19 protein-coding genes and 11 pseudogenes are annotated in these 25,713 nt (G+C 50.8%); 24 read left to right on the top strand and 6 right to left on the bottom strand.

Translation table 11 applies throughout. The features are described from left to right. Positions 1–7: 7 nt before the first annotated feature. From ACZ89E_RS11270 to ACZ89E_RS11245, 6 genes and pseudogenes are all read left to right on the top strand, one after another. Positions 8–316, top strand: a complete 309-nt coding sequence (locus ACZ89E_RS11270) for a hypothetical protein (protein WP_476255665.1) — start codon at positions 8–10, stop codon at positions 314–316. A 216-nt stretch (positions 317–532) separates the two neighbouring features. Beyond that, positions 533–767 (top strand): annotated as a pseudogene (locus tag ACZ89E_RS11265) (hypothetical protein); the annotation flags it as partial. Positions 768–934: 167 nt separating this feature from the next. Continuing rightward, positions 935–1,252 carry a hypothetical protein gene (locus tag ACZ89E_RS11260; RefSeq protein ID WP_476255664.1) on the top strand — a complete coding sequence of 106 codons (318 nt, stop codon included), beginning with the start codon at positions 935–937 and terminating at the stop codon, positions 1,250–1,252. A 171-nt stretch (positions 1,253–1,423) separates the two neighbouring features. Then, positions 1,424–1,656, top strand: a pseudogene (locus ACZ89E_RS11255) (RHS repeat-associated core domain-containing protein); the annotation flags it as partial. A 69-nt stretch (positions 1,657–1,725) separates the two neighbouring features. Then, complete coding sequence (locus ACZ89E_RS11250; RefSeq protein ID WP_476257042.1) at positions 1,726–2,364, top strand: DUF7716 domain-containing protein; 639 nt, start codon at positions 1,726–1,728, stop codon at positions 2,362–2,364. Positions 2,365–2,677: 313 nt separating this feature from the next. Continuing rightward, positions 2,678–3,163, top strand: coding sequence for an SMI1/KNR4 family protein (locus ACZ89E_RS11245; protein ID WP_476255663.1), 486 nt, complete (start codon positions 2,678–2,680; stop codon positions 3,161–3,163). Positions 3,164–3,567: 404 nt separating this feature from the next. Here ACZ89E_RS11245 and ACZ89E_RS11240 read toward each other — a convergent pair. Further along, positions 3,568–3,734, bottom strand: a pseudogene (locus tag ACZ89E_RS11240) (IS256 family transposase); the annotation flags it as partial. A gap of 7 nt (positions 3,735–3,741) precedes the next feature. On the opposite strand from ACZ89E_RS11240, the pseudogene ACZ89E_RS11235 reads away from it, so the two are divergent. The 17 genes and pseudogenes from ACZ89E_RS11235 to ACZ89E_RS11155 all read left to right on the top strand — a co-directional run. Next, positions 3,742–4,984: pseudogene (locus ACZ89E_RS11235) on the top strand (RHS repeat domain-containing protein); the annotation flags it as partial. A 3-nt stretch (positions 4,985–4,987) separates the two neighbouring features. Beyond that, positions 4,988–5,545, top strand: coding sequence for a hypothetical protein (locus tag ACZ89E_RS11230; RefSeq protein WP_476255662.1), 558 nt, complete (start codon positions 4,988–4,990; stop codon positions 5,543–5,545). A gap of 128 nt (positions 5,546–5,673) precedes the next feature. Further along, positions 5,674–5,838: a hypothetical protein gene (locus ACZ89E_RS11225; RefSeq protein WP_476255661.1), complete on the top strand. Its 165-nt coding sequence runs from the start codon at positions 5,674–5,676 to the stop codon at positions 5,836–5,838. Between the two features lie 380 nt (positions 5,839–6,218). After that, a complete protein-coding gene (locus ACZ89E_RS11220) occupies positions 6,219–6,524 on the top strand; it encodes a hypothetical protein (RefSeq protein WP_476255660.1) in 306 nt (101 codons plus the stop codon). Between the two features lie 77 nt (positions 6,525–6,601). Further along, positions 6,602–7,021, top strand: coding sequence for a hypothetical protein (locus ACZ89E_RS11215; protein ID WP_429515394.1), 420 nt, complete (start codon positions 6,602–6,604; stop codon positions 7,019–7,021). A 337-nt stretch (positions 7,022–7,358) separates the two neighbouring features. After that, positions 7,359–9,451 (top strand): annotated as a pseudogene (locus tag ACZ89E_RS11210) (RHS repeat-associated core domain-containing protein); the annotation flags it as partial. A gap of 81 nt (positions 9,452–9,532) precedes the next feature. Next, positions 9,533–9,841, top strand: coding sequence for an HNH endonuclease (locus ACZ89E_RS11205; protein ID WP_476257041.1), 309 nt, complete (start codon positions 9,533–9,535; stop codon positions 9,839–9,841). Between the two features lie 13 nt (positions 9,842–9,854). Continuing rightward, complete coding sequence (locus ACZ89E_RS11200; RefSeq protein WP_476255659.1) at positions 9,855–10,346, top strand: SMI1/KNR4 family protein; 492 nt, start codon at positions 9,855–9,857, stop codon at positions 10,344–10,346. 155 nt (positions 10,347–10,501) lie between these two features. Next, positions 10,502–12,225 (top strand): annotated as a pseudogene (locus ACZ89E_RS11195) (RHS repeat domain-containing protein); the annotation flags it as partial. Between the two features lie 10 nt (positions 12,226–12,235). After that, on the top strand, positions 12,236–12,820 hold the full coding sequence (locus ACZ89E_RS11190) for an imm11 family protein (RefSeq protein WP_476255658.1): 585 nt from the start codon (positions 12,236–12,238) through the stop codon (positions 12,818–12,820). A gap of 177 nt (positions 12,821–12,997) precedes the next feature. Next, a pseudogene (locus ACZ89E_RS11185) lies at positions 12,998–13,820 on the top strand (RHS repeat-associated core domain-containing protein); the annotation flags it as partial. Between the two features lie 11 nt (positions 13,821–13,831). Next, positions 13,832–14,425 (top strand): SMI1/KNR4 family protein, encoded by a 594-nt coding sequence (locus tag ACZ89E_RS11180; RefSeq protein ID WP_476255657.1) that lies wholly within the window; start codon positions 13,832–13,834, stop codon positions 14,423–14,425. A gap of 185 nt (positions 14,426–14,610) precedes the next feature. Beyond that, a pseudogene (locus ACZ89E_RS11175) lies at positions 14,611–14,811 on the top strand (hypothetical protein); the annotation flags it as partial. A gap of 3 nt (positions 14,812–14,814) precedes the next feature. After that, positions 14,815–15,100 (top strand): annotated as a pseudogene (locus ACZ89E_RS11170) (DcrB-related protein); the annotation flags it as partial. Further along, the gene (locus ACZ89E_RS11165; protein ID WP_476255656.1) at positions 15,097–16,260 is read left to right on the top strand and encodes a PAAR domain-containing protein; all 1,164 of its coding nucleotides are present in this window, start codon (positions 15,097–15,099) and stop codon (positions 16,258–16,260) included. The pseudogene ACZ89E_RS11170 and the gene ACZ89E_RS11165, both read left to right, overlap by 4 nt. A gap of 81 nt (positions 16,261–16,341) precedes the next feature. Further along, positions 16,342–17,028, top strand: coding sequence for a hypothetical protein (locus ACZ89E_RS11160; RefSeq protein WP_476255655.1), 687 nt, complete (start codon positions 16,342–16,344; stop codon positions 17,026–17,028). Between the two features lie 137 nt (positions 17,029–17,165). Beyond that, positions 17,166–18,899, top strand: a pseudogene (locus ACZ89E_RS11155) (RHS domain-containing protein); the annotation flags it as partial. 22 nt (positions 18,900–18,921) lie between these two features. On the opposite strand, the pseudogene ACZ89E_RS11150 reads toward ACZ89E_RS11155, so the two are convergent. Beyond that, positions 18,922–20,140, bottom strand: a pseudogene (locus tag ACZ89E_RS11150) (IS3 family transposase). 81 nt (positions 20,141–20,221) lie between these two features. Continuing rightward, positions 20,222–20,488 carry a hypothetical protein gene (locus ACZ89E_RS11145; protein ID WP_149658773.1) on the bottom strand — a complete coding sequence of 89 codons (267 nt, stop codon included), beginning with the start codon at positions 20,486–20,488 and terminating at the stop codon, positions 20,222–20,224. Between the two features lie 522 nt (positions 20,489–21,010). Here ACZ89E_RS11145 and ACZ89E_RS11140 point away from each other — a divergent pair. Beyond that, on the top strand, positions 21,011–21,241 hold the full coding sequence (locus ACZ89E_RS11140) for a hypothetical protein (RefSeq protein WP_045060682.1): 231 nt from the start codon (positions 21,011–21,013) through the stop codon (positions 21,239–21,241). A 540-nt stretch (positions 21,242–21,781) separates the two neighbouring features. Here ACZ89E_RS11140 and ACZ89E_RS11135 read toward each other — a convergent pair. From ACZ89E_RS11135 to ACZ89E_RS11125, 3 genes are all read right to left on the bottom strand, one after another. Next, positions 21,782–22,795 (bottom strand): isocitrate dehydrogenase, encoded by a 1,014-nt coding sequence (locus tag ACZ89E_RS11135; protein ID WP_149658771.1) that lies wholly within the window; start codon positions 22,793–22,795, stop codon positions 21,782–21,784. Between the two features lie 343 nt (positions 22,796–23,138). Continuing rightward, complete coding sequence (locus ACZ89E_RS11130) at positions 23,139–23,900, bottom strand: YoaK family protein (RefSeq protein WP_476255654.1); 762 nt, start codon at positions 23,898–23,900, stop codon at positions 23,139–23,141. A 169-nt stretch (positions 23,901–24,069) separates the two neighbouring features. Next, positions 24,070–25,314 (bottom strand): malic enzyme-like NAD(P)-binding protein, encoded by a 1,245-nt coding sequence (locus tag ACZ89E_RS11125; protein ID WP_476255653.1) that lies wholly within the window; start codon positions 25,312–25,314, stop codon positions 24,070–24,072. Between the last annotated feature and the right edge of the window lie 399 nt (positions 25,315–25,713).

Genomic DNA, 25,713 nt, shown 5'->3' with positions numbered 1-25,713 from the left:
TTTCCCCATGGATGCTACAGAGATAGCAGTTTTATATCAGCAGCTCGATTTTCTGGATGGGGATGAGGAGTTTTTGGATAAAGTCAGACCGGTAATGTTTGAGTTGGTGCTAAATCTAGAAGCTTTGCCATACTCAAGCTTCGGTAAAGGCGCGCTTCCCATGTTTAAACGCTGCATAGTCAGGCTAAATTCTTTCGAGGAAGACATTGAAACAGTGGAGCGGGAGTCATTGCTGGATGTTATTTATCGATTGGGAGAATTGGTAGGTTTAACTAGAGCTAGTGAGTTTGCTGAGGCATGGCGCGGTGATTGGTAGTAGGGTGGGTTGTGCATTTTCGATTAGATAGCTTGCTTCATGTTTGTACTTTTTTCCGAACTTTTTCTAAGCTCTTCTAAAATGTGTAAAGCAGGTGGTTGCCGACCTTGTCTCAGCCACCTGTTACCCCTGCTTTCATTGCGGCCTTTGCATGCGTTGGTAGAGTTAATTGGCATGGCTTTATAGCAATCACCTTCCGCAACATACAACAATATTTCGTTCAACTTCGCCGAAGTACTGACGACAACATCAACGTCCCGCTGCAACGCATCGGAAACGCCCTCGGTCACTTCCTGCATTTCACCATACCGTTGAAGGCAAGCTCACCGACATCAGCGCAACTGGCAGTGTGCGGGTGCACCTGCATTATGACAACCCGCTGGGTCGCCTTACCGATGTCAAACGCGTCGTCGACAACCGGGCCGTTGAACCCCTGGTGCAGCATCGCTACTGCCAAGGAGATCACTAGTCTTACGGCAGATAAAACTGGGCAACTACTCAAGGAAGACCGGATTAGAGAGGCAGGTGGTATTTTTGTAAGGGAGCCATGGACGAAAAAGCTTATTGCAGTTTCTGATGTGTCTACTGTTATACGAGCGAAATAGAGGTATTATTGTGGTGGATTTAAATTTTACGTTATGTAGTGTTCCTATGCTGCTTAGCCGAAACAAAAGCAAAGAATACCAAGAGCGAATGGTCTTAAAGCTCGCAGTGTTGCTGGGTTTTTTAAAAGGCAATAATTTAATATTTAATAATCCTTTTAAATTAGATGGAAGTTTGGATCTTGAGTATATTTTGAAAAAAAACGATGCTGCGCCTGAATGTGTTGAACTTTTCAAGAAAGTAATTCCTGGTTGGTTATCGTATTTAGATAAAGAAGGGGATATAAATAACACCAATCGACTATCGCAGGGCTTGAAAAAGCTAGCTTCTTAGTCAATAGAGCTGGTTTTTAGCGGTATCGCGAATTTCGCTATTTTTTTGGTGCGCTAAGCAAATTTTTAACAGTCGGTATAAGAAAAAAGGGCGAGCTGGTATGTTCGCCATAATTTTAGGTGGAATACCGGCAAGCTGGTGGACAGTGAGGAGTTCAGGCACGACGCGGCGGCGACGTATGAGGCTTGGGGGTGGTGGAGCGTCTGGACGTCAGTGCAGTCGAGCAGAATCTGCGGTTCCAGGGGCAGTATTTCGATGGTGAGACGGGGCTGCATTACAATACGTTTAGGTATTACGATCAGCAGGTTGGGCGCTTTATCACGCAGGATCCGATTGGGCTGGATGGTGGACTCAACCTTTATCGATACGTTACAAGTCCTACTGGTTGGATCGATCCTCTTGGATGGACTGGAATAGATGGAAGCGGCAGGCCGCTATCGAGCAGTCAGTATAGTGTGTGGACCAGTGTGGAAATGCCATTAGAAATTCATGCGTCTGACCGGCCGGTGCACTTCCGGTATGCAAACGAAGAGTTATACAATCGGACGTTAAAATATCCAGAGCTAAAATCCTCTCTTCCACCTGAAGTAGTGACGCATATTCAGCCTGGGCATAGAGGAGGATTTAAGCAAACCAGTCCGCCAAATCATTCTTGGCACCATAATGCTCAGACTCCTAAGGATATCGAGTTGATACCTAGAGCTCAGCATCAGGCGGCCGGACTGGTACAGCAAAGCCTCCATCCTAATCAGTGGGTGGCTTCAAAAAATTGCAAAACTCTGCGTGTTGAGGTGAGTATGAAAACCTATAGTATTAGAGAAGTTTTAGAGGGTGTCGGGCAGATGCCAGAGACATGGTTTTATTTGCCAGCTACGACATGGACGTTGGATACGAAAGGAGCATTTTCTTTAGATAGTTTGGATTTTCCGCCCGACTCAACGGATTACCTTCCTCCACAGGTAGCTAGCGAGGGATGGAAGGCATCACTTGATAAAGCATCAATTGAAGATGTGATTTCAAATCTTGAACAGCAGTTGCCTAGCCCAACAATTGACGAGTATTTTGAAGCGTTTAAGTTTTACTTTGAAAATGATGCGTTCATTGTTTTATAAATTTTTCAGTTTTTAGAAGCAAGAGCAATGCGCTTGCTCGATAGTGGCAGCGCAGCTCTTTGAAGCTCATTAAGACACATCTTGATTTGATTAGGCTGCGTGAGTTGGGCGTCCCGCTAGGGCTAAAGACGACAACAACCCTGTCCCGCTACAATGCATCGAGAATGCCCTCGGTCACTTCCTGCATTTCACCCGCAAAGTCGACGGCACGCTTATGGGGGCAAAGACGCAGTAGGGATTTCACAATCTAAAGGCTGGCTAAAGGGACGTGCCCCAAGCACATCAAGTTCAACTTGTTAAAACTGGTGGTTCTATGAAAAATTTTTCTCTGATGCATCCTGGTTTGCAGTTGAAGTCTGCAGATATTTCTCGGCTTGAAAAAGATATTGGCTTTAGTTTGCCGAGTTCATTTAAAGCGCTTTACTTTGTAAGTAATGGTGGTGTTCCTAATTGCAGTTGGGTTATCACGGACGATGGTTACGATCCGATGCAGGTTGCTGACTTTAAAAATGTATATGCGGATGGGGCGGGAAATCCGGATGACACACAGTTCATTGGTGGATGCTACAAGCTTATGTGTGAGCGCCAAATAATTCCTCATACGCTACTTCCGTTTGCGGTCGATGATGGAGGTAACTTTTTTTGTTTGGATTTGTTGAGTGGTGCCGTCATGTTTTACGCGGTTGATACTTTTCGTTCCGATGTAAGCATGGCTGCGAATCAAGTTGCTGCACAAAAAATAATCGCGATATCTTTCGAAGGTTTTATTGAGGGGCTGGAGTATGAGTCTGGTCTGTAGTTCTGTGACAGTCGCGACGCTAACGTTATTTTTGGGGGGGTAGTGAGTTTTTAAAACTGTGCAAAATAATTTTATATGTTAACCGAAAGTGGTCATGGTGAAGTAATAAGTGCCTTGTCTCGGATTGGTGGTTTTATAAGGTTTTGCGGGGTTGTTAGCGCTATCACATAAATTTCTGCGACTTCTATGCATGCTTTATATTCTTTAATAACTCATACTGCAGAGCGGCTGCCAACCTTGTCTCAGCTGCCTACTAATTTTAATTTTGTGGGCTGCCTTGGGGCTTTCCAGGTGCTGCCTGCGACAGGATCCGATTGGGTTGCTAGGTGGGTTTAATCTCTATGGCTATGCAAAAAACTCGACGAGTTGGGTGGACCCACTGGGTAGGTGTTCAAGCGCTTTAGCTAGTTCGACCTTGTAAATCGATCTCCATAAAGAATTGCAAATTGATTCATTGCTATCTTCCTGTCGTGCGCTGCGCTACCCAGTTGGCAGTGATGTTTTGCAGTGCCAGCCGAATCAGTTTCGTTGCGGCATCGTCGGTCGGGAAGTGGCCTCTGGTTTTGATGATCTAGCGTAAATACGATCCCGCCGGCGAACTGACCCGCACCCTCGACAAACTGCGCGGCGAGATCAAGTACGAGTACGAAGCCAACGGCCAGTTGCACAGCCGTGACACCGGCAAGTTGGTGGACAGTGAAGAGTTCAGGTACGACGCGGCGGCGAACCGGTTGAACTTCAACACCAGTCAGTTTGATCACGTCAAAGACAACCTTATCAAGCAGTGGCGGGATCAGGAGTACACCTACGATGCGTGGGGCAATCTGATTGAAAAACGCAGTGGGATGAGCAGGCTGCAGACGTCCAGTTATGACGGTGAGAATCGGCTGGTTAAGGCTGAGACGTTGGTGGGCGGGAAGCTGGAAAGTAGTGGCGCTTATCGTTATGACAGCCTGGGACGGCGTGTGGACAAGGTGTCAGCGGTCAACGGCGTTACCGAACAGAAGAATTTTCTGTGGCAGGGATTGCGCGTGTTGCGCGAGGAAACGCCGGGGCAGAGTAGCCTCTACATTTACGAGCCGGGGAGTTATGCGCCGTTAGCGCGGGTGGATCAGGAAGAGGGTGGGGAGCAGACGCTTTATTACTTCCATACCGACCAGATTGGTACGCCGCTGGAGATGACGGACCGGGAAGGGCAGATCTTCTGGCAGGCGACGTACGAGGCGTGGGGTTCGGTAGAAAAGCTTGAAGTGAACGAAGTCGAGCAGAATCTGCGGTTTCAGGGGCAGTATTTCGACGACGAGACAGGACTGCACTACAACACGTTTCGGTATTACGATCCGGAGGTGGGGCGGTTTGTTACGCAGGATCCGATTGGGTTGGCTGGCGGTAACAACCTCTAAATATGCACCGAGCGCAGTCGGATGGGTCGATCCATTAGGGCTTTGTTCCAAAGCGTTAAGTAACAATATGACTAAGGGTGGAACTCCGCGACCTTTAAACTCCGCCGCTCATCATATTGTTGGCGATACCGCTAAGCTAGCAGCTCCTGCGAGAGCGGTATTGGCAAAGCATGATATTCATGTAGATGATGCGGTTAATGGAGCGTTTCTGCCTAACCGTAATAATGTAGACTCCGGCGTTTCAGGGATTTTGCATAATGGTAAGCATCCAAATTCTTACTTCGAGAGTGTTAATCAGCTCATTATTAGTGCAGATAAGGCCGGTGGTAAGCCAATGGTGTTGAAAACCATTGATAGAATTCGTAATACATTACTTGCAAGTCCGCGCGATGCGCAGTGGTCCGGATTATTTGGGTGATTTATGAAGTTTTATTCGATAACGCAAAATGACAAATACAAAACTCTGATTGATGCGGATCAAGTGGGAGGTCTGCAGGACTTTGCTACAAAGCTAGCGTACGGTGAGACCAGCTTGGAGTCTGATGGTCGAGAGTATCGCATCGTATATAACAGCGATGATAAAAAAAAGGCAGCACTTTCGGACTTTCATACCTTTTTCAGACCTGTCCTGGTGGTCTCGGAAAAAGCATATGCAGAGCTTGGCTTTTTGCGCGTTCTCCCTCGCATTAAGATATCCGGCCCGCGTGTTGAGGACGTGGCATTATATATTACGGAATTGCTTCCAGATGTATTTGATTTTGAAAAATCCGATTATGATAAAGGGGAGGGCGGATATGTGGTTTATAAGGCTGTTTTAAAAATTCCAGAAAGTTACAGGGGCGAAATATTTCGTATTTCTGAAAGCCCGCAATTATTATATGTAAGCCAAGTGTTCAAGGATGCTGTTGAGTCAAGTGGTCTTAAAGGACTTAATTTTAGAGAGGTTGAACGGAGTGATATCGGCGGTTGTTCTGATTAAGCACGCTATCGAAGGCACAATCGTCTCATATGACTATGAGTTGGACAGCTAACAGGCACTATCGCGAGTGGCCAAAGCTGATGGGCGAAGAAAGTGGTGGTAATGTCTGTCTATAATAGGAGCGTGTTATGAAGGAGTATAAAGGTTTTGCTAGTCTGTTGGATAACATCGATCGCCTACCCGATGTTGGCTGGCTGTTCGTTGATTCTACGATGGATAGAGCGTCAAAGGACTCTGTAAAGTCTGCTGTATTTCATACTGCGGAAGATGATGCGGAAGAGGTTTTTTTGTAAATTCTAAGCGCGTATTTGTTGAATGTCCAACGATGCTGGATATAAAAAGAGTCGTAGATAAGCGAGAAAGTACGGCCGACTTAGAAACATATTTGGAAGCAGTTTTGTATTATCATTATTAATGATGATTTCAAAGAGTTCAATACTTAGCCGCTGGGTAGAGATCAGCGATTGAGTCGCCTATTTTCGGCCTGTTTTGGGGAGGGCAAATTCCGCAATGGTTGGTTTTGCTAATCGACAACCGCTCTTATAAAATTTTCAAAAATATTAAGCGGCTGGAAACATTGTCTCGTTCTTTTTTGCAACGGAAAAAAAGGATTGTCTTTTACTAATCTGCGTGATGTTCTAATGGGGTCAGAAATGCGTTGGTGAGGATTTTTATGAGCTTGGATCAAAAATCTGTAACCGCCATTTTTAATGAGTTGTTTGGCAAGAATCTTGAGCAGTATGTGGAGTCGTTGAGTAAGCCGCTCAATAATGATAGTGACCCTTATGCAAAAGCCAGGAATGCTTTGGCTACGTTGAACCATGATTCCAAGGCGGATCTTACAATCAACCTTCGAAAAGATTTGCACGAGCTGACTTGGACATATAAAAAACCTTTAGTGAAAGGGCTCACGGAAAGGCAGTATTTGGCACGAGATGCAGCTGACGTTAGAGGCATCCTAAAAAAACGCTGGCTATAGCAGGCAAGTAGTTAATAGGCAGGTTGGCGAATTAATAAAGCAAAACAAAGAACTTTGGAAGACTTTAGGGCAATAATATGAACACTAACGAAGCTATAAATTTTTTGTCTAAGCATCAGCCAATGCCAGCAGACTCTGCTTTGACTCAAGAAATAATCGATCAATACGACAATGTTAGAAAGTATTTCATTCAACACCCTGATATTAAAGCGATCCCGTTTTTCTTAAGGTCGTTCGGTGATGGTAATGGCTGGGGGGTTTATCAAGTTGTCGAAGATTTTTTTTATAGATGTCCGCACGATGAGGTTGTATTGGCTATCAAAACAGTTTTGGAAGATGAAACTATTCCAGATAGTGTTCGCTACTGGACCACTCAAGCTGCTGCAGCATTTTCGGATAATATTTTACGCAGAGGGATTTCATTGTCGCTGGCTTCAGCGAATGAAGACATTAAGGAGGCAGCTTTATTGGCCCTTGAAGTGTTAGATGGAAGTTGATTTTTTTTGGTTCGGATTGTTAAAGACAAAACCTTCCATGTTTTCACCCCTGAAGGACATCGGACCAAGCCCGTTTTCACTGGTGGTGGGGCGCTCCCGAGTCGAGCCGGAGCCGATCTCGAAAGCATGGCTTAACAAATACTGGGTGAGCTGAAAAAGCCCTTGTCGCATATCGAGTGGATCGAACCGGTCACACCGGCCGAGGTGGCTCACATTGCCCGATGGCAATACCGTCAAGCTCAAGTACGACGAGTACGCTCGGCTGGTCGAAGAAACTGATCCGCTCGGGCGCAAGATCAAATACCAGCACCACCACCTGACCACCCTGGTCACGCAGGTGATTACCCTGACGGCAGCACCTGGAAAGCCCGCTACGACGCCAAGGGCAACCTCATCGCCGAAGTCGATGCGTTGGGCAATAAGACCGAATACCTCAACAGCGATGACGGTCTGCCGCACACCATCATCGACGCCACGCACAAGTCAAAATACCTGTGGTGGAACACCCTGGCCCAGGTCGAACGTTTCCAGGATTGCTCGGGCAAAAACACCCGGTACCGCTTCGACGAACGCCATCACCTGATCGCCGTCACCGATGCCCTGAACCAGACCACCACCCTGGAACGCAAACCCGACGGCGAAGTGCTGCGCATCCAGCACCCGGAGGGCAGCGCCGAGTCGTTTACCTACAACGCCCTCGGCCAGGTGCTGACGCACACCGACGGCAAAGGCCAGACCACGCGCCTACTGCGCACCGCTCGCGGCCTGCCGAGCAGCCGCCAGGACGCCAAAGGCCAGCGCATCCGCTATGAATACGACCAGGCCATCCGCCTGACCGCGCTGGTCAACGAAAACAACGCGGCGTACCAGTTTGCCTACGACGCGTCCGACCGCTTGGTCGAAGAAAAACGCATCGACAATCTGACCCGCCAGTTCAGCTACAACCTCGGCGGGCACCTGACACGGGTCAACGAAATCGGCTACGGCGAACGCGCCGAACGACAACAACGACAGACCGAATTCGAACGCGATTCCATCGGCCGCCTACTGGCCAAACTCAACGCGGACGCGCGCCAGGACTACACCTACGACGACGCAGACCGTTTGCTGACCATCGAACGCCTGCCCACCGCCCACGGCAAAAAACTCGGCGTCAGCGAAGAGACACTCGATTTCTCCTACGACCTGCTGGGCCGCCTGATCAAGGAAACCACGCCGCAAGGCGCTCTGTCCTACGACTACGATCCGCTGAGCAACCTGACCACGCTGACCCTGCCCACCGGCCAACACCTGAACCACCTGTATTACGGCAGCGGCCACCTGCACCAGCTCAACCTCGACGGCCAACTCATCAGCGACATGGAACGCGACGACCTGCACCGCGAAGTCCTGCGCACCCAAGGCCAGCTCACCAGTTGCTTCGGCTACGACGCCATGGGCCGCAAAGCCTGGCAGTTCGCCTCGAGCCTGCCGGCGGAAAAACTCTCGCAACTGCACAACCCCGGCATCCAGCCCGAACTGCTGGTGGAGCACGCCTACAACCCGATCCACCGCCGCCACCAGTACGACCCGGCCGGCGAACTCACCCGCACCCTCGACAAATTGTGCGGCGAGATCAAGTACGAGTACGAAGCCAACGGCCAGTTGCACAGCCGTGATACCGGCAAGTTGGTGGACAGTGAAGAGTTCCGCTACGACGCGGCGGCGAACCGGTTGAACTTCAACACCAGCCAGTTTGATCACGTGAAAGACAACCGGATCAAGCAATGGCGGGATCAGGAATATACCTACGATGCGTGGGGCAACCTGATTGAAAAGCGTAGTGGGATGAGCCGGCTGCAGACGTTCAGTTACGACTGTGAAAATCGGTTGGTTAAAGCTGAGACCTTGGTGGGCGGCAAGCTGGAAAGTACCGGGGCTTATCGCTACGACAGTCTCGGACGACGTGTTGCCAAGGTGTCGGAGGTCAACGGGGTCACCGAGCAGAAGCATTTTCTGTGGCAGGGCTTGCGCATGTTGCGTGAGGAAACGCCGGGGCAGAGTAGCCTCTACATTTACGAGCCGGGTAGTTATGCGCCGTTGGCGCGGGTGGATCAGGCCGAGGGTGGGGAGCAGACGCTTTATTACTTCCATACCGACCAGATTGGTACGCCGTTGGAGATGACGGACCGGGAAGGGCAGATCGTCTGGCAGGCGACGTACAAAGCCTGGGGCGCCCTCGAAACGCTGGCGGTGAATGAGGTAGAGCAGAACCTGAGGTTCCAAGGGCAGTATTTTGATGATGAGACGGGGCTGCACTACAACACGTTTCGGTATTACGATCCGGAGGTGGGGCGGTTTGTTACGCAGGATCCGATTGGGTTAGACGGGGGTATTAACCTCTATCAGTACGCACCAAACGCTAATACATGGATTGACCCTTGGGGATGGGCATATAAAGGGGTTGATTTTACTGGGTCACCTGATTTGTTCCCCGTTTCGGGCAGTCAGAAGAATATTGTGAGCATCACGATGCAAGGTGCAAGGGGGCGAGATTTCACCCAAGCCTACAAAGAGGCAGGCATAAAAGCGTCTGCGGCAGATGATTATACTTGGCACCATGTTGATGATTTTGATCCGAAAACTGGTAAAACCACTATGCAATTGGTGAAAACAACGGCACACGAAGCAACCTTCCCACATGGTGGATCTGTTGCGCAATTTGAAAAACACTTCGGTTTACCTTCCGGAGCGTACGGTACTACTGATGCTGTGGGCGTTTCTCAATCTAAAGGATGGCTTAAAGGGCGCGCACCTAAGCTTGCTTCATCGACTTGTTAAATAGGAGTTTTAAATGGTTTTAATTCAACTGTCTAAATCTGAGCCGGCTATTGATATATCTGACTTGGAGTTTCTAGAGAGTAGTATCGGGTATTCGTTGCCGGAGCCCGTTAGAAAATTTTATCTGGGACAAAATGGTGGGGTCGCAGATAAAGATTGGTGGGACAGCGGTGATGAATACGAGCCTGTAAGAGTAAAGAAATTCAAATCAGTCGCAAAATTCGGTGCGGATGACGCTGCAGACACAAAATTTCTGGGTGGTTGCTATGCGGCTATGACCTTAAAAAATGTTATTCCGCAAACCCTGCTTCCTTTTGCTATTGACGATGGAGGAAACTTTTTTTGCTTAGATTTAACTGATGGAAATATTTGCTTTTATGCCAATGATATATTTGATCCAAACAGTAGTTTTTCCACGAATCATGCCAAGGCTTATCGATGGCTCGCGAGTTCTTTCCAGGATTTTATAGAAGGATTGAAAGATGAGTCGGACGTTGATATTTAAATAATATTTGATTCGTTCAGGGAGTTGTTGGTTGATTTGCATTTCAGGCTCCAAGAACCTTAATCTATCGGTTGGGGGATACGTCGTAACGGTGAAGTGTTCGCGCCTTGAGTAATTGGCTTAGCCGGATTCTAACGCATATCGATGCTGACAGCGGCAAGAAGCTAGGGGGCGACGACGAGACACTTGAATTCTCCTACGACTTGCAGGGCCGCTTGATCAAAGAGATCACGCCTCAAGGCGCCTTGTCTTACGACTACGATCCGCTGAGCAACCTGACCACGCTGACCCTGCCGACTGGTCAGCACCTGAACCACCTGTATTACGGCAGCGGCCACCTGCACCAGCTCAACCTCGACGGCCAGCTCATCAGCGATATGGAACGCGACGACCTGCACCGCGAAGTCCTGCGCACCCAGGGCCAGCTCACCAGCTGCTACGGCTACGACGCCATGGGCCGCAAAGCCTGGCAATTCGCCTCGAGCCTGCCGGCGGAAAAACTCTCGCAACTGCACAACCCCGGGATCCAGCCCGACCTGCTGGTGGAGCACGCCTACAACCCGATCCACCGCCGTCACCAATATGACCCGGCCGGCGAACTGACCCGCACCCTCGATAAGTTGCGCGGCGAGATCAAGTACGACTACGAAGCCAACGGTCAACTGCACAGCCGTGATACCGGCAAGCTGGTGGACAGTGAAGAGTTCAGGTACGACGCGGCGGCGAATCGCCTGAACTTCAACACCAGTCAGTTTGATCACGTCAAAGACAACCGGATCAAGCAGTGGCGGGATCAGGAATATACCTACGATGCGTGGGGCAACCTGATTGAGAAGCGCAGTGGAATGAACCGGCTGCAGACGTCCAGTTATGACGCTGAGAATCGACTGGTCAAGGCTGAAACGTTGGTCAACGGCAAGCTGGAAAGTAGGGGCGCCTATCGCTATGACAGCCTGGGACGGCGTGTGGCCAAGGTGTCAGCGGTCAACGGGGTTACCGAACAGAAGCATTTTCTGTGGCAAGGCTTGCGCATGCTGCGCGAGGAAACGCCGGGGCAGAGCAGCCTGTACATTTACGAGCCAGGGAGCTATGCACCTTTAGCCAGAGTCGATCAGAGCGAAGGGGAAGAACAGAAGCTCTACTACTTTCATACCGACCAGATTGGTACGCCGTTGGAGATGACTGACCGGGAAGGGCAGATCGTCTGGCAGGCGACGTACGAGGCGTGGGGCTCGCTGGAGCGGTTGGACGTCAACGAAGTCGAACAGAATCTGCGCTTTCAGGGGCAGTATTTCGACGACGAGACGGGCTGCACTACAACACGTTCCGGTATTACGATCCGGAGGTGGGGCGGTTTGTTACGCAGGATCCGATTGGGTTGTTGGGTGGGTACAACCTTTACGCTTACGTGTCTAATTCAACTGGTTGGATTGACCCATATGGCTTGTCGCCTAGCCAGCAACTTGCAAGTGCTATGGCTAGAGCTGGGAACACGGTTCCTAGTGGATACGCAGCGCACCATTTGATTCCTACTAATGTGATCAATAAATCCAATTTGATTCAAGAAGCGATTAAGAGGGGAATATATAATCCGAATGGCGCTAGTAACGGATCGGCACTGCCAACTACCTCAGCGGAATCTCTTTCGAGTGGTAAACCTCTTCACAGTGGCGGGCATTTAGGATCTTACTATGACGCGGCGCGTAACCGGATTTTAATGGCTGAACAAAAAATCGGTAGTCTGGCACAAGCATCTGATAGCCAAATTCTTAAGAAAATTGGTGCCGTAGAACGCAGTATGAAAATGAGCTTAGGCGCTGATAATTTGCGCTTACAAAATACGAACCCGAGACCTAAAGGTACTCGCTCGACTTGTTAGGGGATGTGACATGCAATACTATATTCTTCGACATGAGGAATTATCTGGTGGATTTATTGACGGTGACGTGCAGTTCTTTCCCGCGCTTCCAGATTACTATCAGGTAGGTAAAAAAATATTTGTGCCTGAGACTAAGGTTAGCCTTGTTTTGGATAAACGTGTAAAAAAAATCAAATCCGATTTTTTTATTACAACTTGTGGCGCATTTTTTGTTTCAGAGCAAATGAAAAGCGTGATAGCGGAGAGTAAATTTGACTCGGAGTTTTTCCCCGTGGATGCTACGTATTTCAGCGGAAAAACTACGGAGAAAAGATATTTTTTAATCCATGCTAATAGCAAAGTGGCATGCTTTGATTATCTCAATTCTGAATACTCCGGAAAGTCTATGGTTTTAGGTAGGCTTGCCAATGGCGAGCTCTCAGATGATTATAAGGTTAGGGGTATAAAAAAACTTTGCGTCGAAGAACAGCAAGTTGCGGAGTTGGATTTTTTCTTTGTTGATAAAGTTATATGGATTGATCCTTTGATTTCTGAGGCGCTTTTGAGTGCTGCGAAGATAAAAGGTCTTCGATTAAATATCCAAAAAATTTGCTAAAAGACTTTTGAGTTACAGTGTTTTCTGATCTTTTAAGTTATTTCACAATTGATTAGATCAAGTGCCTGCCAAGTAGTTTGCTGACTTCCGATGGTGTGAGCCAGAGTGCCAACGGCCGGCTCATCTATTTCGCCTGCGATGCTATGGATTGTCTGATCGGAAACCCTCCCATAAGAATTCCTGTGGCAAGGCCTGCGCATGCTGCGTGAAGAGGCGCCTGGGCAGAGCATTCTGTATGTCTATGAGCTGGCGGTTACGCGCCGCTGGCCGTGTTGATCAAAGCGAAAGGGAAGAGCTGAAGCTTTACTACTTCCACACCGAGCAGATCGGCACGCCGCTGGAAATGACTGACGCTGACGGAAGCATTGTCTGGCAAGCGACGTACAAGGCGTGGGTTCCATCGAGACGCTGGCGGTGAACGAGGTTGAGCAGAATCTGAGGTTTCAGGGGCAGTACTTCGACGACAAAACGGGGCTGCGCTACAATACTTTTTCGGCATTACGATCCGGACCTGGGGCGGTTTATTACGCAGGATCCGATTGGACTGGTGGGTGGGGATAACCTATACCAATATGCTCCAAACTCTATCGGCTGGACTGACCCTTGGGGCTGGAGTTGCAACCGTCCGGGCGGCGATAAGGCTGGTGATGTTGATACTCACGGTAACTTGTCACCCGGCGTTAACAGAGCGTCGGGTCAAAAGAATATTTCGGAAGATAAACTCGTGCAGTCGCAGCACTTTATCCAAGATGAGTGGGCAAAAAGAAACGTTACTGGATACAAGAGAAATGATGCACCTGCTGTTCTTCTGATAAATTCCTCGGGTAAGTCTCATGCTGTTGTCTCATCCCTTCAGCGAACTAGGCGTTGGCTTTCTGGATTTGATGGGACTATCAAGGAGGAGTTTGGAACAGCATGCAAAGAACTACTTGATGCAGGTGTTAATTCTGGTGCAGCTAAAAAGTCGCAAGCAAGTCATACAAATATTTTGATTTGCTAGGGGGCGTTTGAATGACTATAAAATATACAGAAACAAAACACGCCGCATCAGCGAAATCCTTAGCTTACATTATACAAGCGCTCGGAGTAGATAGAGGCGCCTGGATTGTAAAATTTTGGTCACGCTACGACGGTGCATTGCTTAATGATCAAGTTTTGTTGTACCCAACAAATGACATGGTTGAACGCAATCAAACGTATGAAATAGGCGTCAATTTTCCAGAGCAGGTTTTGATAGGCGATGACTCTGGAGGCAGACTTATTTTAATTGATAAAGCTATTTCAGATGTTTTCTATCTAATCGATTCTGGTGATCCACTCTTAGAGGGTGCCGTGATATTTCATTCGATTGACGAGCTGATTGATAATATTTCTGACGAGGAAACTGATCTGTCGGCTACGTTTAATATAGTGGCTAGTGCGAGCGGCAAACCAACTCCACAAGAAATGCTGGCTATCAAGAAAGGGCTGGGATTAAGTTTTTCAATAACAGATCTGAAGGAGAAGCTTGAGAAGAGAAATGAGATAATTCTATCGGATGTTAAGATTGTTAAATATGAAGCGATAGTGATGGCGTACAGCCATCTAATTCGGTTTGACTCATAGTGAGTGCGAATTGATGATTTTATAAGTTGATTGCAGTATGAGGAGTGTGAATTTATAGCCTAAAGTATTGTGTACTGGACTGTTTTTTCCATAAGTGCGTGCTACGCCATTTTGTTCTTTAATAAATCGAGTTCGGGAGTGGCGGTGAGTATTTTTCTGCCACTCTCAACATCCTTGCCGATTAGCCCCACGGCAGCACCTGGAATGCCCGCTACGACGCCAAGGGCAACCTCATCGCCGAAGTCGATGCGTTGGGCAACAAAACCGAATACCTCAACAGCGATGACGGCCTGCCGCACACCCTCATCGACGCCACCCAAGAGTCCAAATACCTGTGGTGGAACACCCAGGCGCAGGTCGAACGCTTCCAGGATTGCTCGGGCAAAAGGATCGAACCGGTCACACCTGTAAAGGTCGCGGGCGTAGATGCGCGGCGTGTCGAATTTCGCTGGCGGCAACAGGGGCAACCAGTTCATCAGCTGCAATTGATTTTTCTGCATCAAGATGAGCATCAACAAGCCATTGCTCATGCAAATAACGGGGACCAGCAACAACCCGAAAGGCATGACTTCCGAAGAGCGCCGTCAGTTTGAAGCATTGGTTGAGACGCTTGAGTTGCGCTCCCTACCTGAAGTCGACATGGAGGAGATCGTCGACGAGGTTCTGCCTTCATGAGCGAAGCCGCGGCGCGCCTGGACGACCCGATTGAGCATTCGAGCGCGTTAGGTGGGCTGTTAGCCGGGCTTGCGATTGGCGCTGGTGCAGTGTTGGTAGGTATTGCCATTGTCGGCACAGGCGGCCTGGGTGCAGTCGCACTGTGTGCGATGGTCGGCGCCGGGGCCGCGACCGGTGCGGGAATAGGGCAATTGTTCGGTAGCCTCTCATTTGCCAGGCATGGTGCAGGACAAATCAAGACGGGCTCTGGAAATGTCTTTATCAATAGTAAAGCCGCCGCTAGAGCTCACGTAGATACCGTCGTGTGTGACCAGCATGGCCCCGCTCCTCAAACTCTGGCGCAGGGTAGCGACTCTGTTTATATCAACGGCCAGCCTGCTGCGCGCGCTGGAGATAAAACTGTCTGTGACGGCAAGATCAGTGCTGGTTCTGGGAACGTTTTTATTGGCGGCGGGACTGAGACTACGGATGCAATTGATCCAGAAGTTCCTGAGTGGTTAGAACGAGCAGTTCTTATCGTCGGTTTGGCCAGTGCTTTTGTGTTGGCAAGCCCGGTAATCGTAATCGCAGGCCTTGTCGGTGGGATCGCGGGTGGGTTGGCGGGGAACTGGGCTGGCGGTGAACTTTTTGGTCAAGGTTCAAATGGCCAGAAGCTCATGGCGTTTGGTGGTGCGTTGCTTGGGGGTGGGCTGGGGGCGAAAGGCGGGAAGTGGTTTGATGCGCGGTATGAAGTTAAGGTTCAGGGGTTGGGGTCGAATCTTGGGAATGTGAAGATTGTTAAAAAACCTATCTTACCTGCGAAGACTGATAAAGTATCTCCTGAGCTTTATAAAGATCTAAGAGCTAAGACTCCCAGCGCAGCAATACGGAAAGCTGCAAACAAAGATGTAGTTCTTCCAATGAAGGATCCAGCCCTTCCAGGTTTGCAAGTGACTAAATCTTTGCACGCAGATCATATCGTTCCAATGAAGACTATAACGGAGATGAATGGCTTCTCTAAGCTAACCTTTGCTGATCAGATTAATGTTCTAAATTATGAAAAGAACTTCCAAGGGTTAAGTGAGGTAGAAAACACATCAAAAGGGGCCAGGTCCTTCGGTGAGTGGGTGAGTTACAAAAAAGGTGGAATTGATGTTGATCCGGCGTTAGATCTAGTATGATCGACAAAGCTGCCACACTGGAACCTGAGATCCAGCAGCATATTGCCAATTTGTTGTCAGGGTATTAGTGGGGTGCGTTATATGAGAAATATTGATGACCTTAAGAAAAGAATCGCTGAAGAACTTCAAGGCTACAACATTTATTTTTCCCCTGAGAGCGTTCCAAAAAGTATTGAGTTTCCATTTGCGTGGAGAAATTTTGGTTTTGTGGATGGTAAAAGCTCTCGTATTCCCGATACGTGGGATCTCTTTGCAGAGCGCTTGCCGTGGGTAACCTTTTGGTTGGATAAGTGTGTTTTAGGAACTTTTTTGGCTGTTAGTGATAAGCCTTATTTGTTGTATGTTTATCTTGAAGATAATGAGCTTAATTTTTATATCGGAGGTGTTCCGATTGAAGGTGATGGCGTTTGGAGTGGGAAGCTTGCCTATTTGAATGGCGACTTGAAGCAGTTTTATCGTACATTACATGATGGCTTCGGTTTTTACATCGGTTGTACTATGGGGCCGTCGCGCGCAGAAGACTTTGTGTGGATAGAGGATCTGTGCGATGAAGCCATACCTAGCTTACCGAGCTTAGTAGGCTTTTTCTCAAGCGGTGCTGGTGACTATTTAGCTATTGAACTGAAATCCTCGGTTGATGAAGCTTATATTTGGTGGCATGAAAAACCAGAGTTCCCAGATAAAAATATAAATATGTGGGATGTTATGGATGCTTGGATGTCTATTTTTCTAGAGAACTCTGACTCTAACGAGATTATGTACGTTTAGTTTGTTCACTGCGCTGCTTATATCGATGGGCTAGTTGGTGGTGACGTGGACTGTGGTTTTTAACCAAGTATGGTGCTGACAAAATTTTAGACTTCGTACGACGAAATTATTATGTTTACAACGACTGCCAGCCCCCAGTCGACGTCACCAACGTGATGAACCAGACCACCACCCTGCAACGAAAACCCGATGGCGAAGTGCTGCGCATCCAGCACCCGGACGGCAGCGCCGAGTCGTTTACCTACAACGCCCTCGGCCAGGTGCTGACGCACACCGACGGCAAAGGCCAGACCACGCGCCTGCTGCGCACCGCTCGAGGTCTGCCGAGCAGCCGCCAGGACGCCAAAGGCCAGCGCATCCGCTACGAATACGACCAGGCCATCCGCCTGACCGCGCTGGTCAACGAGAACAACGCGGCTTACCAGTTTGCCTACGACGCGTCCGATCGCCTGATCGAAGAAAAACGCATCGACAACTTGACCCGCCGGTTCAGCTACAACCTGGGCGGGCACCTGACGCGGGTTGACGAAATCGGCTACGGCGAGCGCGCCGAACGCCCACAGCGCACCTCGGAATTTGAGCGCGACCCCATCGGCCGACTGTTGGCCAAACTCAACGCCGATGCCCGCCAGGACTACACCTACGACGACGCAGACCGCTTGCTGTCCATCGAACGCCTACCCACCGCCCACGGCAAAAAACTCGGCGTCAGTGAAGAGAAACTCGATTTCGCCTACGACCTGCTGGGCCGTCTGATCAAAGAGACCACGCCGCAAGGCGCCTTGTCCTACGACTACGATCCGCTGAGCAACCTGACCACGCTGACCCTGCCGACCGGCCAACACCTGAACCACCTGTATTACGGCAGCGGCCACCTGCACCAGCTCAACCTCGACGGCCAACTGATCAGCGACATGGAGCGCGATGACCTGCACCGCGAGGTGTTACGCACCCAGGGCACGCTCACCAGTTGTTTTGGCTACGACGCCATGGGCCGCAAGGCCTGGCAGTTCGCCTCGACCTTGCCGGCGGAAAAACTCTCGCAACTGCACAACCCCGGCATCCAGCCCGAACTGCTGGTGGAGCACGCCTACAACCCGATCCACCGCCGTCATCAATACGACCCCGCCGGTGAACTGACCCGCACCCTCGACAAACTGTGCGGCGAGATCAAGTACGAGTACGAAGCCAACGGCCAGTTGCACAGCCGTGACACCGGCAAGTTGGTGGACAGTGAAGAGTTCCGCTACGACGCGGCGGCGAACCGGCTGAACTTCAACACCAGTCAGTTTGATCACGTGAAGGACAACCGGATCAAGCAGTGGCGGGATCAGGAATATACCTACGATGCGTGGGGCAATCTGATTGAAAAACGCAGTGGGATGAGCAGGCTGCAGACGTTCAGTTATGACTGTGAGAATCGGCTGGTTAAGGCTGAGACGTTGGTGGGCGGGAAGCTGGGAAGCAGCGGCGCCTATCGCTATGACAGCCTGGGACGGCGTGTGGCCAAGGTGTCAGCGGTCAACGGGGTTACCGAACAGAAGCATTTTCTGTGGCAAGGCTTGCGGATGTTGCGCGAGGAAACGCCGGGGCAGAGTAGCCTCTACATTTACGAGCCGGGGAGTTATGCGCCGTTAGCGCGGGTGGATCAGGAAGAGGGTGGGGAGCAGACGCTTTATTACTTCCATACCGACCAGATTGGTACGCCGCTGGAGATGACGGACCGGGAAGGGCAGATCGTCTGGCAAGCGACGTACAAGGCGTGGGGCTCGGTAGAAAAGCTTGAAGTGAACGAGGTCGAACAGAATTTGCGGTTTCAGGGGCAGTATTTCGACGATGAGACGGGGCTGCACTACTGGACTTGCCCCTACAAAACCGGACACCAACTCCCCGTTAAATTGATGCTGCCGCTAAGCGCCTGAACTCCCTCGGAGAGCGATAGTTCAAGGCGCTGTGTGGATGCTGCTCGTTGTAGTGCTCGAAGGCAATTGCCAAGTTACGCAGCGCCGTTTCTCGATCCGGCTTGGGCATGTGCGCCACGTAATCACGCTTGATCGTCTTCACGAAACTCTCGGCCATGCCATTACTCTGTGGGCTACGCACCGGGGTGGTCACCGGCTGCAAGCCGATCTGTCGAGCAAACAGGCGCGTCTGTTCGGCGGTGTAGGCCGAACCGTTATCGCTGAGCCACTGCACCGGCGTTGCAGGCCGTTGATCACCGAAGCACTTCTCCACACTTTCCAGCATCAAGTCGCGGATGTCATCGCCGCTGTACCCGGTCGGGCTCGCGACCCAGCCGATCGCTTCGCGATCACAGCAGTCTAGGGCGAAGGTCACGCTCAGTTTGGCGCCGTCCTCGCAACGGAACTCAAAGCCGTCCGAGCACCAACGCGTATCGCTGGTTTCCACGGCAATACGGCCTTCGTGCCGACGCGGCACGCCGGGCTGTTTGATCCGGCGTTCAAGCAGCAAATTGTGATCACGCATGACCCGGTAAACCCGCTTCACGTTGATCGCGGGCAGCGACCGCTTTTCACGTGCACGACGCAGCAATCCCCAGACCCGACGGTAGCCATAGCTGGGCAGCTCGCTGACCTGTTGCTGGATTTCGACCACCAGCGCAGTATCGTCCACAGGCCTGCTTCGCCGTACTTTGGGTGATACCGATTGCTTGATTTGAACCGTTAATTGCGAGCGCGCCACACCGAGACATTCGCTGACCAGCTTCACTGGTCGTCCCCCGGCAACAAGGGTGAGTGCGCAATCCATTTTCGCGATCGGGCGATCTCCACGGCCTCTTTGAGGATTTCGGCTGCCATCGTTTTCTTGCCCAGCATCCGTTGCAGTTCACGGATCTGCTTGAGCGCATCGCTCAGCTCGGAGGCCGGCACCACGGCTTCGCCTGCACTGACCGCCGACAGGCGCCGTCCTGATACAGCTTGCGCCACAGGAATAACTGGTTGGCATTGATGTCGTTGCGTCGAGCGACCACCGACACACTTTGTCCTGGCTCAAGGCTCTCGCGAACCATGGCCAGCTTTTGCTCTGAGCTCCAGCGGCGCCGCCGCTCCTGGCCCAAAAGCTCCCCACTCTTATCGTTGCTGTTAGTCATAAACATAACCGTTTGCCTATCCCTTATCGTAAGGGGGAAACGGTGTCCTGTCTTTCATGGGGCTCGTTCACAGGAAACCCTCTATTCAGTTTTTAGTGTTGATACAAAGGTAGCCAGCAAAGGATCTTTTTCAGCATTTTGCTTGTGCCTGCCGATGAAAATCCACTCGTCCTCTGTCCAAAGAATTCGTGTTGTTTTAGGTGCTTTGCAGTCAAAAACAACCTGATAGATTTTTGTTTCTCGCTGCTGGACGACGACGCATTGCTCAAGGCAAACCAACAATCGCTGCCCAGGCTCGAGTGTCGGCACATTGAGCGGGACACACATCTTAATTTCTGTTTTTCGCATGATGACTTTCGTCCTTAAAATTCAGAAACCGTACGCGGTAAATCAAAAGTAAAGGCGATCCGTTGCGGCGTGGGACTCATCTCATGTCTTTGAACATGACGTCCTATGTGCACTTCGAGGTGCAATCATCACGGTGAAGTAAGTCACTTTGAACCCGTACAGGCAATTACTTCCAGGGTGTGGAGCTGATAGCTCATTGCTGATCGTGAGTGCTTTTTGGGTTCGGTTTTGTTCTCGATCTGGCCGTCAGAGCGTTATCACTTGACGCTTACCCGCAAGGTTGTGGGCTTTCAGAGTCAAAGCATTGGGTGGGAGCGCTCAGACCGGGGCACCTCGTAGAGTACGGTGGTTCTGTTCACGACTAGCCTTCGAGGGGGCATATGTGCATACTATTATCATGCAGTGATAATAGAAAGGCAATCTGCTCGACCTTGCCTCAGGCAGGACCGACGTTTTTTGCTCAACTGCCGGGAGGCAAAATCACGCATGAGAACAGAAAGATGTGAGCGCTTGGAGAGCTGCATGAAACGTGAGGACGTAAAAATCAAACACGCTGAAGGCATTCAGTTTGACACCCATTTAATTGCCAATCCGGCCAACACCCAGGAGTGGATCGCCTTCTTTAAAAAGGAAGCAGGAAGAAGCTTTTTCCTGGTCAATGACAATGAAGAAATTGAACCCTTCCGACACCTTGATGATTTGATTCATGAGCTGCGTGAAATCGGTATCAAGGTGGCTGAAATTCATTTTTGAATTCTTTTTTCCTGGAGTGTCGTCATGTCTGTCAGGGTCGAACATCTGTCTAGTCAGAGTGAAGATCTATGGTCCGTGTGTGTAGGTGCCCGGCGAATTCAGTTCCGCAATGAGCAGGGAGCGAAGGACTATGCGGCAAAGCTGAAAGAGCGTATAGAAGCTCCACATATATACCCGTATGCAGTGCCGGCAACCGGCAACAGAAACTGCAGTAAGTAATTAAACATGTTGCCCTTGTTTTATTATAAAAATTGAAACATAACAAAAATAACAAGATTCCCTGCTTGAGGGTGATGCAAGACTCGATGAGTTATAAGTCCCAATCAAAGGAGCACCAGGAAATTTTTTAATCGGGTGGCCTGTCTTCCTGTTGCGAGGGGGTGCCATTGATTCCTGGGCGATTTTGCCTGTAGTCGGTGCTGATGAGTAACGATCTAACCACCTTAGGCATTTTTGATTTCTCTTAAATCAAGGAGGGGTGGTAGGCGTGGCGCAGGATATAAAAACGCCAGCTCTGACTGAGCTGGCGATTACATCTATCTAGTCACGCAAGTAGGCCACCAAAGCGTCAGCGAAGGACTCAGTCGTTCCGGTTCCCCCCATATCCGGTGTCACCTGATCGCAGGCGGTTTTCAAAACAACGCGGATAGCGGTACGAATGCGTGTCCCCTTGTCCACCATGCCCAGATAATCAAGCATGTCCGCGGCAGCCAACAATAATGCACAAGGGTTCGCGATGTTCTTGCCCGCGATGTCCGGTGCCGAACCGTGGACCGCTTCGAAGATGGCCGCATCGGCGCCGATGTTAGACCCGGGCGCCAAGCCCAATCCACCCACCAGGCCTGCGCACAAGTCTGAAAGGATGTCACCAAACAGGTTGGTGGTGACAATGACATCGAATTGATGGGGGTTCATTACCAACTGCATGCAGGCGTTATCGACGATCATTTCGTGGAATTCGATTTCCGGATAATCCGCAGCGACCTCGCGCGCAACCTCAAGAAACAAACCGGAGCAAGACTTTATTATGTTGGCCTTGTGCACCGCGGTCACTTTCTTGCGGCCTTTGCTACGAGCCAGCTCGAACGCGTATCGCACGATGCGTTCGGAGGCGGTGCGTGTTACGCGGATGCTCGCCAAAGCGACTTCGCCGTCTTCTGAAATACTCTGTCCTTCGGGTAAGTAAGCCCCCTCGGTATTTTCGCGCACTGTGATGATGTCGATATCTTCGAAGCGTGAACGGGTTCCCGGGAAACTGATCGCTGGTCGGACATTGGCGTAGAGGTCGAAATGGCGGCGAAGGTGAACGTTGATCGATGAGAATCCACGGCCAATCGGTGTCGTCAGAGGGCCCTTAAGTGCGATGCCATGTTTGGCGATCGTATCGATAGAGACGGGTGGCATCAGCTGTCCATGTTGCTGCAACGCCTCCAGGCCGGCCTCAACGAAGTCGTAGCGAAGATTGCAGTCAAGGGCGTCGAGTACGCGTAGCGTCGCTTGCATGATCTCGGGGCCGATGCCGTCGCCCTTGATGATTGCGATTGTTCTGCTCATGGTCTCTTCCTTAACAGAGCTTTGTCAGCCTGCTGTATTGATTGGGTCATTGAGACTGGTGTCACGAGTCTGCTGATAGGCATTGACTGTCTGACGGCTTTCGCCGCGCCAGTGTGCTGTGTTTCATCCTCCGCGCCGTGACTGCGCAGGTCATCGCGGATCAAATGACGGGTGTCCTGAGACGGATGTCAGCTCTCGCGCCGCACAGAACTACTCGAGGACGCTGCTGTTACGGGGCGAGCAACCGGATCAAGCGTGCTGTCACTGCTCCACCGAATATGTGCATAACATTAACATACAATGGTAATGTTTGCGGTAGGCGCGCTCAGCAAAAGTCATTGGCTCACTTTCGCATGGTGCGGCGCACAAAAAGCCTGGCGTCATCAAAGGCAGGCACGATCGCCAGTGTCACCAGAACCATCGCGAGCGGTACCGTTGAGATGTAACCAATGTGCTTGAACCCAAATGCCCCCATCACGCCGCCAAAGAAAAAATTCAGCGCCAGCAGTATCAGTATTTTGAGCCGGGTCCGATTGGCGAGAACTTTTGGGTGTGTCGATGTGCTGGTGGCATTCCAGTAAAAGAGTTTTCCCAGCTCAATTCCGATGTCCGTGATGATGCCGGTGATGTGCGTCGTTCGGATTTCGGCTTTTGAAATTTTGGTGATCACCGCGTTTTGTAGCCCCATGATGAAGCACAGGAGCATCACGGTGACTGACACGAACAAACCATCCACGGTGGATAGTTGGGCGCCCAGAAAGCCAAAGCAGATAAGCAGAAAGGCCTCGACCAAAAGTGGCACTGCAAACTCACTGTGCATCCGTCTGCGTCGGGAGTAATTGACCATGACCGCAGAGCACGCAGCCCCCATCAGAAAAGACAACAATGCGCCGGCGCCACTAAGTACCAGGTCGTAGGCTCCCAGCACACTGTTGTCTGCCATCGAAGAGACGATGCCCGTCATGTGTGAGGTGTACTGATGCACAGCCAGGAAACCGCCAGCATTGATTGCTCCCGCGACGAAAGCCAGGGCAAACCCAAGATGTCGGTTTGCGGCGGTGGTGCGCCTTCGCCCGGTGAGGCTCCTGACATATTTGATCGGCATTTATTCACCCTTGTTTCAAGGGTATGAAGAGCAAAGAAGCCAGCCGATTATGCATATCTGATATCACCAGGTACCCGCGGTTTAGACGGGGCTGCTCGTTGAGTGTTGAAGCCGATGGCTGCCGTTTCTTCTGATCTGTGAACAGAGGATCGCCTGCTGGCGCAGCAGCTTAAAGCGGGTAGTGCGCCGGGTAATGCAGCTTCGCAACGCCGGTGTCGATAGCGGCCTTGGCCACTGCACCGGCTATTGCTCCGAGCAGGCGAGCATCGAGCGCTTTGGGGAGGATGTAATCGCGCCCAAACTCAAGCTTATCGACGTTGAACGCTTTCAGCACTTCCACGGGCGTCGGCTCTTTGGCCAATTGGCGCAGTGCTTCCACCGCCGCAATTTTCATCGCTTCGTTGATCCGGGTTGCGCGAACATCCAGCGTCCCGCGGAAAATGAACGGAAAGCCCAGAACGTTATTGACCTGGTTAGGGTAATCAGAGCGACCGGTCGCCATGATCAGGTCATCACGTGTGGCCATGGCCAGCTCGTAGCTGATTTCAGGGTCCGGGTTCGAGCAGGCAAACACGATCGGGTTAGGTGCCATCGCTGCCAATGCTTCTGCGGGGAGCAGATTGGCTCCAGACAGGCCGACAAACACGTCAGCACCGGTCATGGCTTCCATCAGCGTACGAGGGCCACCGTCGTTAACGAACTGTGCTTTGTATTGATTGAGGCCTCCCCGAGCGGAGTGGATAACACCGACACGATCGACCATGTATAGGTTGCTTTTTTGAGCGCCGAGACTAAGCAGCAGGCGCATGCAAGCAGTGGCAGCTGCACCGGCGCCGAGGCAGACAATTCTCGCATTACCCAGGGTTTTGCCCTGAATCTCAAGTGCATTGAGCATGCCGGCGGCAGTGACGATGGCCGTACCGTGTTGGTCGTCATGAAAGACTGGGATGCTGCACTGTTCGATCAGTGCTTCTTCGATTTCAAAACACTCAGGCGCTTTGATGTCTTCCAGGTTGATGCCACCAAAGGTGTCGGCAATACGCACGACGGTCTCGATAAAGGCCTGGGAGCTCTCGGCATTGACTTCGATATCGATCGAATCGATTCCGGCGAACCGCTTGAACAGCAATGCTTTGCCTTCCATAACCGGCTTGCTGGCCAAGGGGCCTAGATTGCCGAGCCCCAGAATGGCCGTGCCGTTGGTGATCACGGCCACCAGATTGCCTTTACCGGTGAAGCGGTAAGCATTCTCTGGATTCTTCGCAATTTCGCGTACGGGCTCCGCTACGCCTGGGCTGTAGGCCAGTGCGAGCTGGGCGGCTGTGTCGGCAGGCTTGGTCAGCGCGATGCAGATTTTTCCTGGGGTTGGGAATTCGTGGTAATCCAGTGCAGCCTTCTTGAAGTCGGTAGTCATGCGATCACCTTATTAGATGTTGATTACAATCACATGCTAACACTATTATAATGATAGGCAACGAGGTCCTGACCCACAGACCAGGATCAAATTGCCAGTTGCGCGCTGCTGATGAAGGGGTTTATCAGCCAGCGGACCTACTCTATTGGCCCTAAGACTTCAGGGTGCGCCTGTGTCTGTTGGCCAATAGAGATCCTCCTATGCTTGAACCCGTCTTAGGCCACCTTGTGTGGCCATTTTTTTGCGCGCTCGAATGTCCTGCGCGTCAGACACTCAAGTCATGGGGTGAACGAGTGGCGCGGATGAGCGCGGTGTAGCGGATCAAAATAGCGGGGAGCGAAAGGGGAGGAGGCCATGATCAACCTTTACTGACATGATCGAACGCCTTGGGTGGAACAA

This window comes from Pseudomonas sp. TE3899, assembly GCF_056279105.1.
Note: the sequence above shows the minus strand (reverse complement) of the source record. Positions and strands in the feature narration are given on the sequence as shown.

Bases quoted from the DNA above. Each gene is read 5' to 3' on its own strand.
- ACZ89E_RS11225 (WP_476255661.1), top strand. From the start codon at position 5,674: ATGAAGGAGTATAAAGGTTTTGCTAGTCTGTTGGATAACATCGATCGC.
- ACZ89E_RS11250 (WP_476257042.1), top strand. From the start codon at position 1,726: ATGCCATTAGAAATTCATGCGTCTGACCGGCCGGTGCACTTCCGGTAT.
- ACZ89E_RS11180 (WP_476255657.1), top strand. From the start codon at position 13,832: ATGACTATAAAATATACAGAAACAAAACACGCCGCATCAGCGAAATCC.
- ACZ89E_RS11205 (WP_476257041.1), top strand. From the start codon at position 9,533: ATGCAAGGTGCAAGGGGGCGAGATTTCACCCAAGCCTACAAAGAGGCA.
- ACZ89E_RS11220 (WP_476255660.1), top strand. From the start codon at position 6,219: ATGAGCTTGGATCAAAAATCTGTAACCGCCATTTTTAATGAGTTGTTT.
- ACZ89E_RS11130 (WP_476255654.1), bottom strand. From the start codon at position 23,900: ATGCCGATCAAATATGTCAGGAGCCTCACCGGGCGAAGGCGCACCACC.
- ACZ89E_RS11190 (WP_476255658.1), top strand. From the start codon at position 12,236: ATGCAATACTATATTCTTCGACATGAGGAATTATCTGGTGGATTTATT.
- ACZ89E_RS11245 (WP_476255663.1), top strand. From the start codon at position 2,678: ATGAAAAATTTTTCTCTGATGCATCCTGGTTTGCAGTTGAAGTCTGCA.
- ACZ89E_RS11270 (WP_476255665.1), top strand. From the start codon at position 8: ATGGATGCTACAGAGATAGCAGTTTTATATCAGCAGCTCGATTTTCTG.
- ACZ89E_RS11230 (WP_476255662.1), top strand. From the start codon at position 4,988: ATGAAGTTTTATTCGATAACGCAAAATGACAAATACAAAACTCTGATT.
- ACZ89E_RS11165 (WP_476255656.1), top strand. From the start codon at position 15,097: ATGAGCGAAGCCGCGGCGCGCCTGGACGACCCGATTGAGCATTCGAGC.
- ACZ89E_RS11215 (WP_429515394.1), top strand. From the start codon at position 6,602: ATGAACACTAACGAAGCTATAAATTTTTTGTCTAAGCATCAGCCAATG.
- ACZ89E_RS11135 (WP_149658771.1), bottom strand. From the start codon at position 22,795: ATGAGCAGAACAATCGCAATCATCAAGGGCGACGGCATCGGCCCCGAG.
- ACZ89E_RS11160 (WP_476255655.1), top strand. From the start codon at position 16,342: ATGAGAAATATTGATGACCTTAAGAAAAGAATCGCTGAAGAACTTCAA.
- ACZ89E_RS11200 (WP_476255659.1), top strand. From the start codon at position 9,855: ATGGTTTTAATTCAACTGTCTAAATCTGAGCCGGCTATTGATATATCT.
- ACZ89E_RS11125 (WP_476255653.1), bottom strand. From the start codon at position 25,314: ATGACTACCGACTTCAAGAAGGCTGCACTGGATTACCACGAATTCCCA.
- ACZ89E_RS11140 (WP_045060682.1), top strand. From the start codon at position 21,011: ATGAAACGTGAGGACGTAAAAATCAAACACGCTGAAGGCATTCAGTTT.
- ACZ89E_RS11145 (WP_149658773.1), bottom strand. From the start codon at position 20,488: ATGCGAAAAACAGAAATTAAGATGTGTGTCCCGCTCAATGTGCCGACA.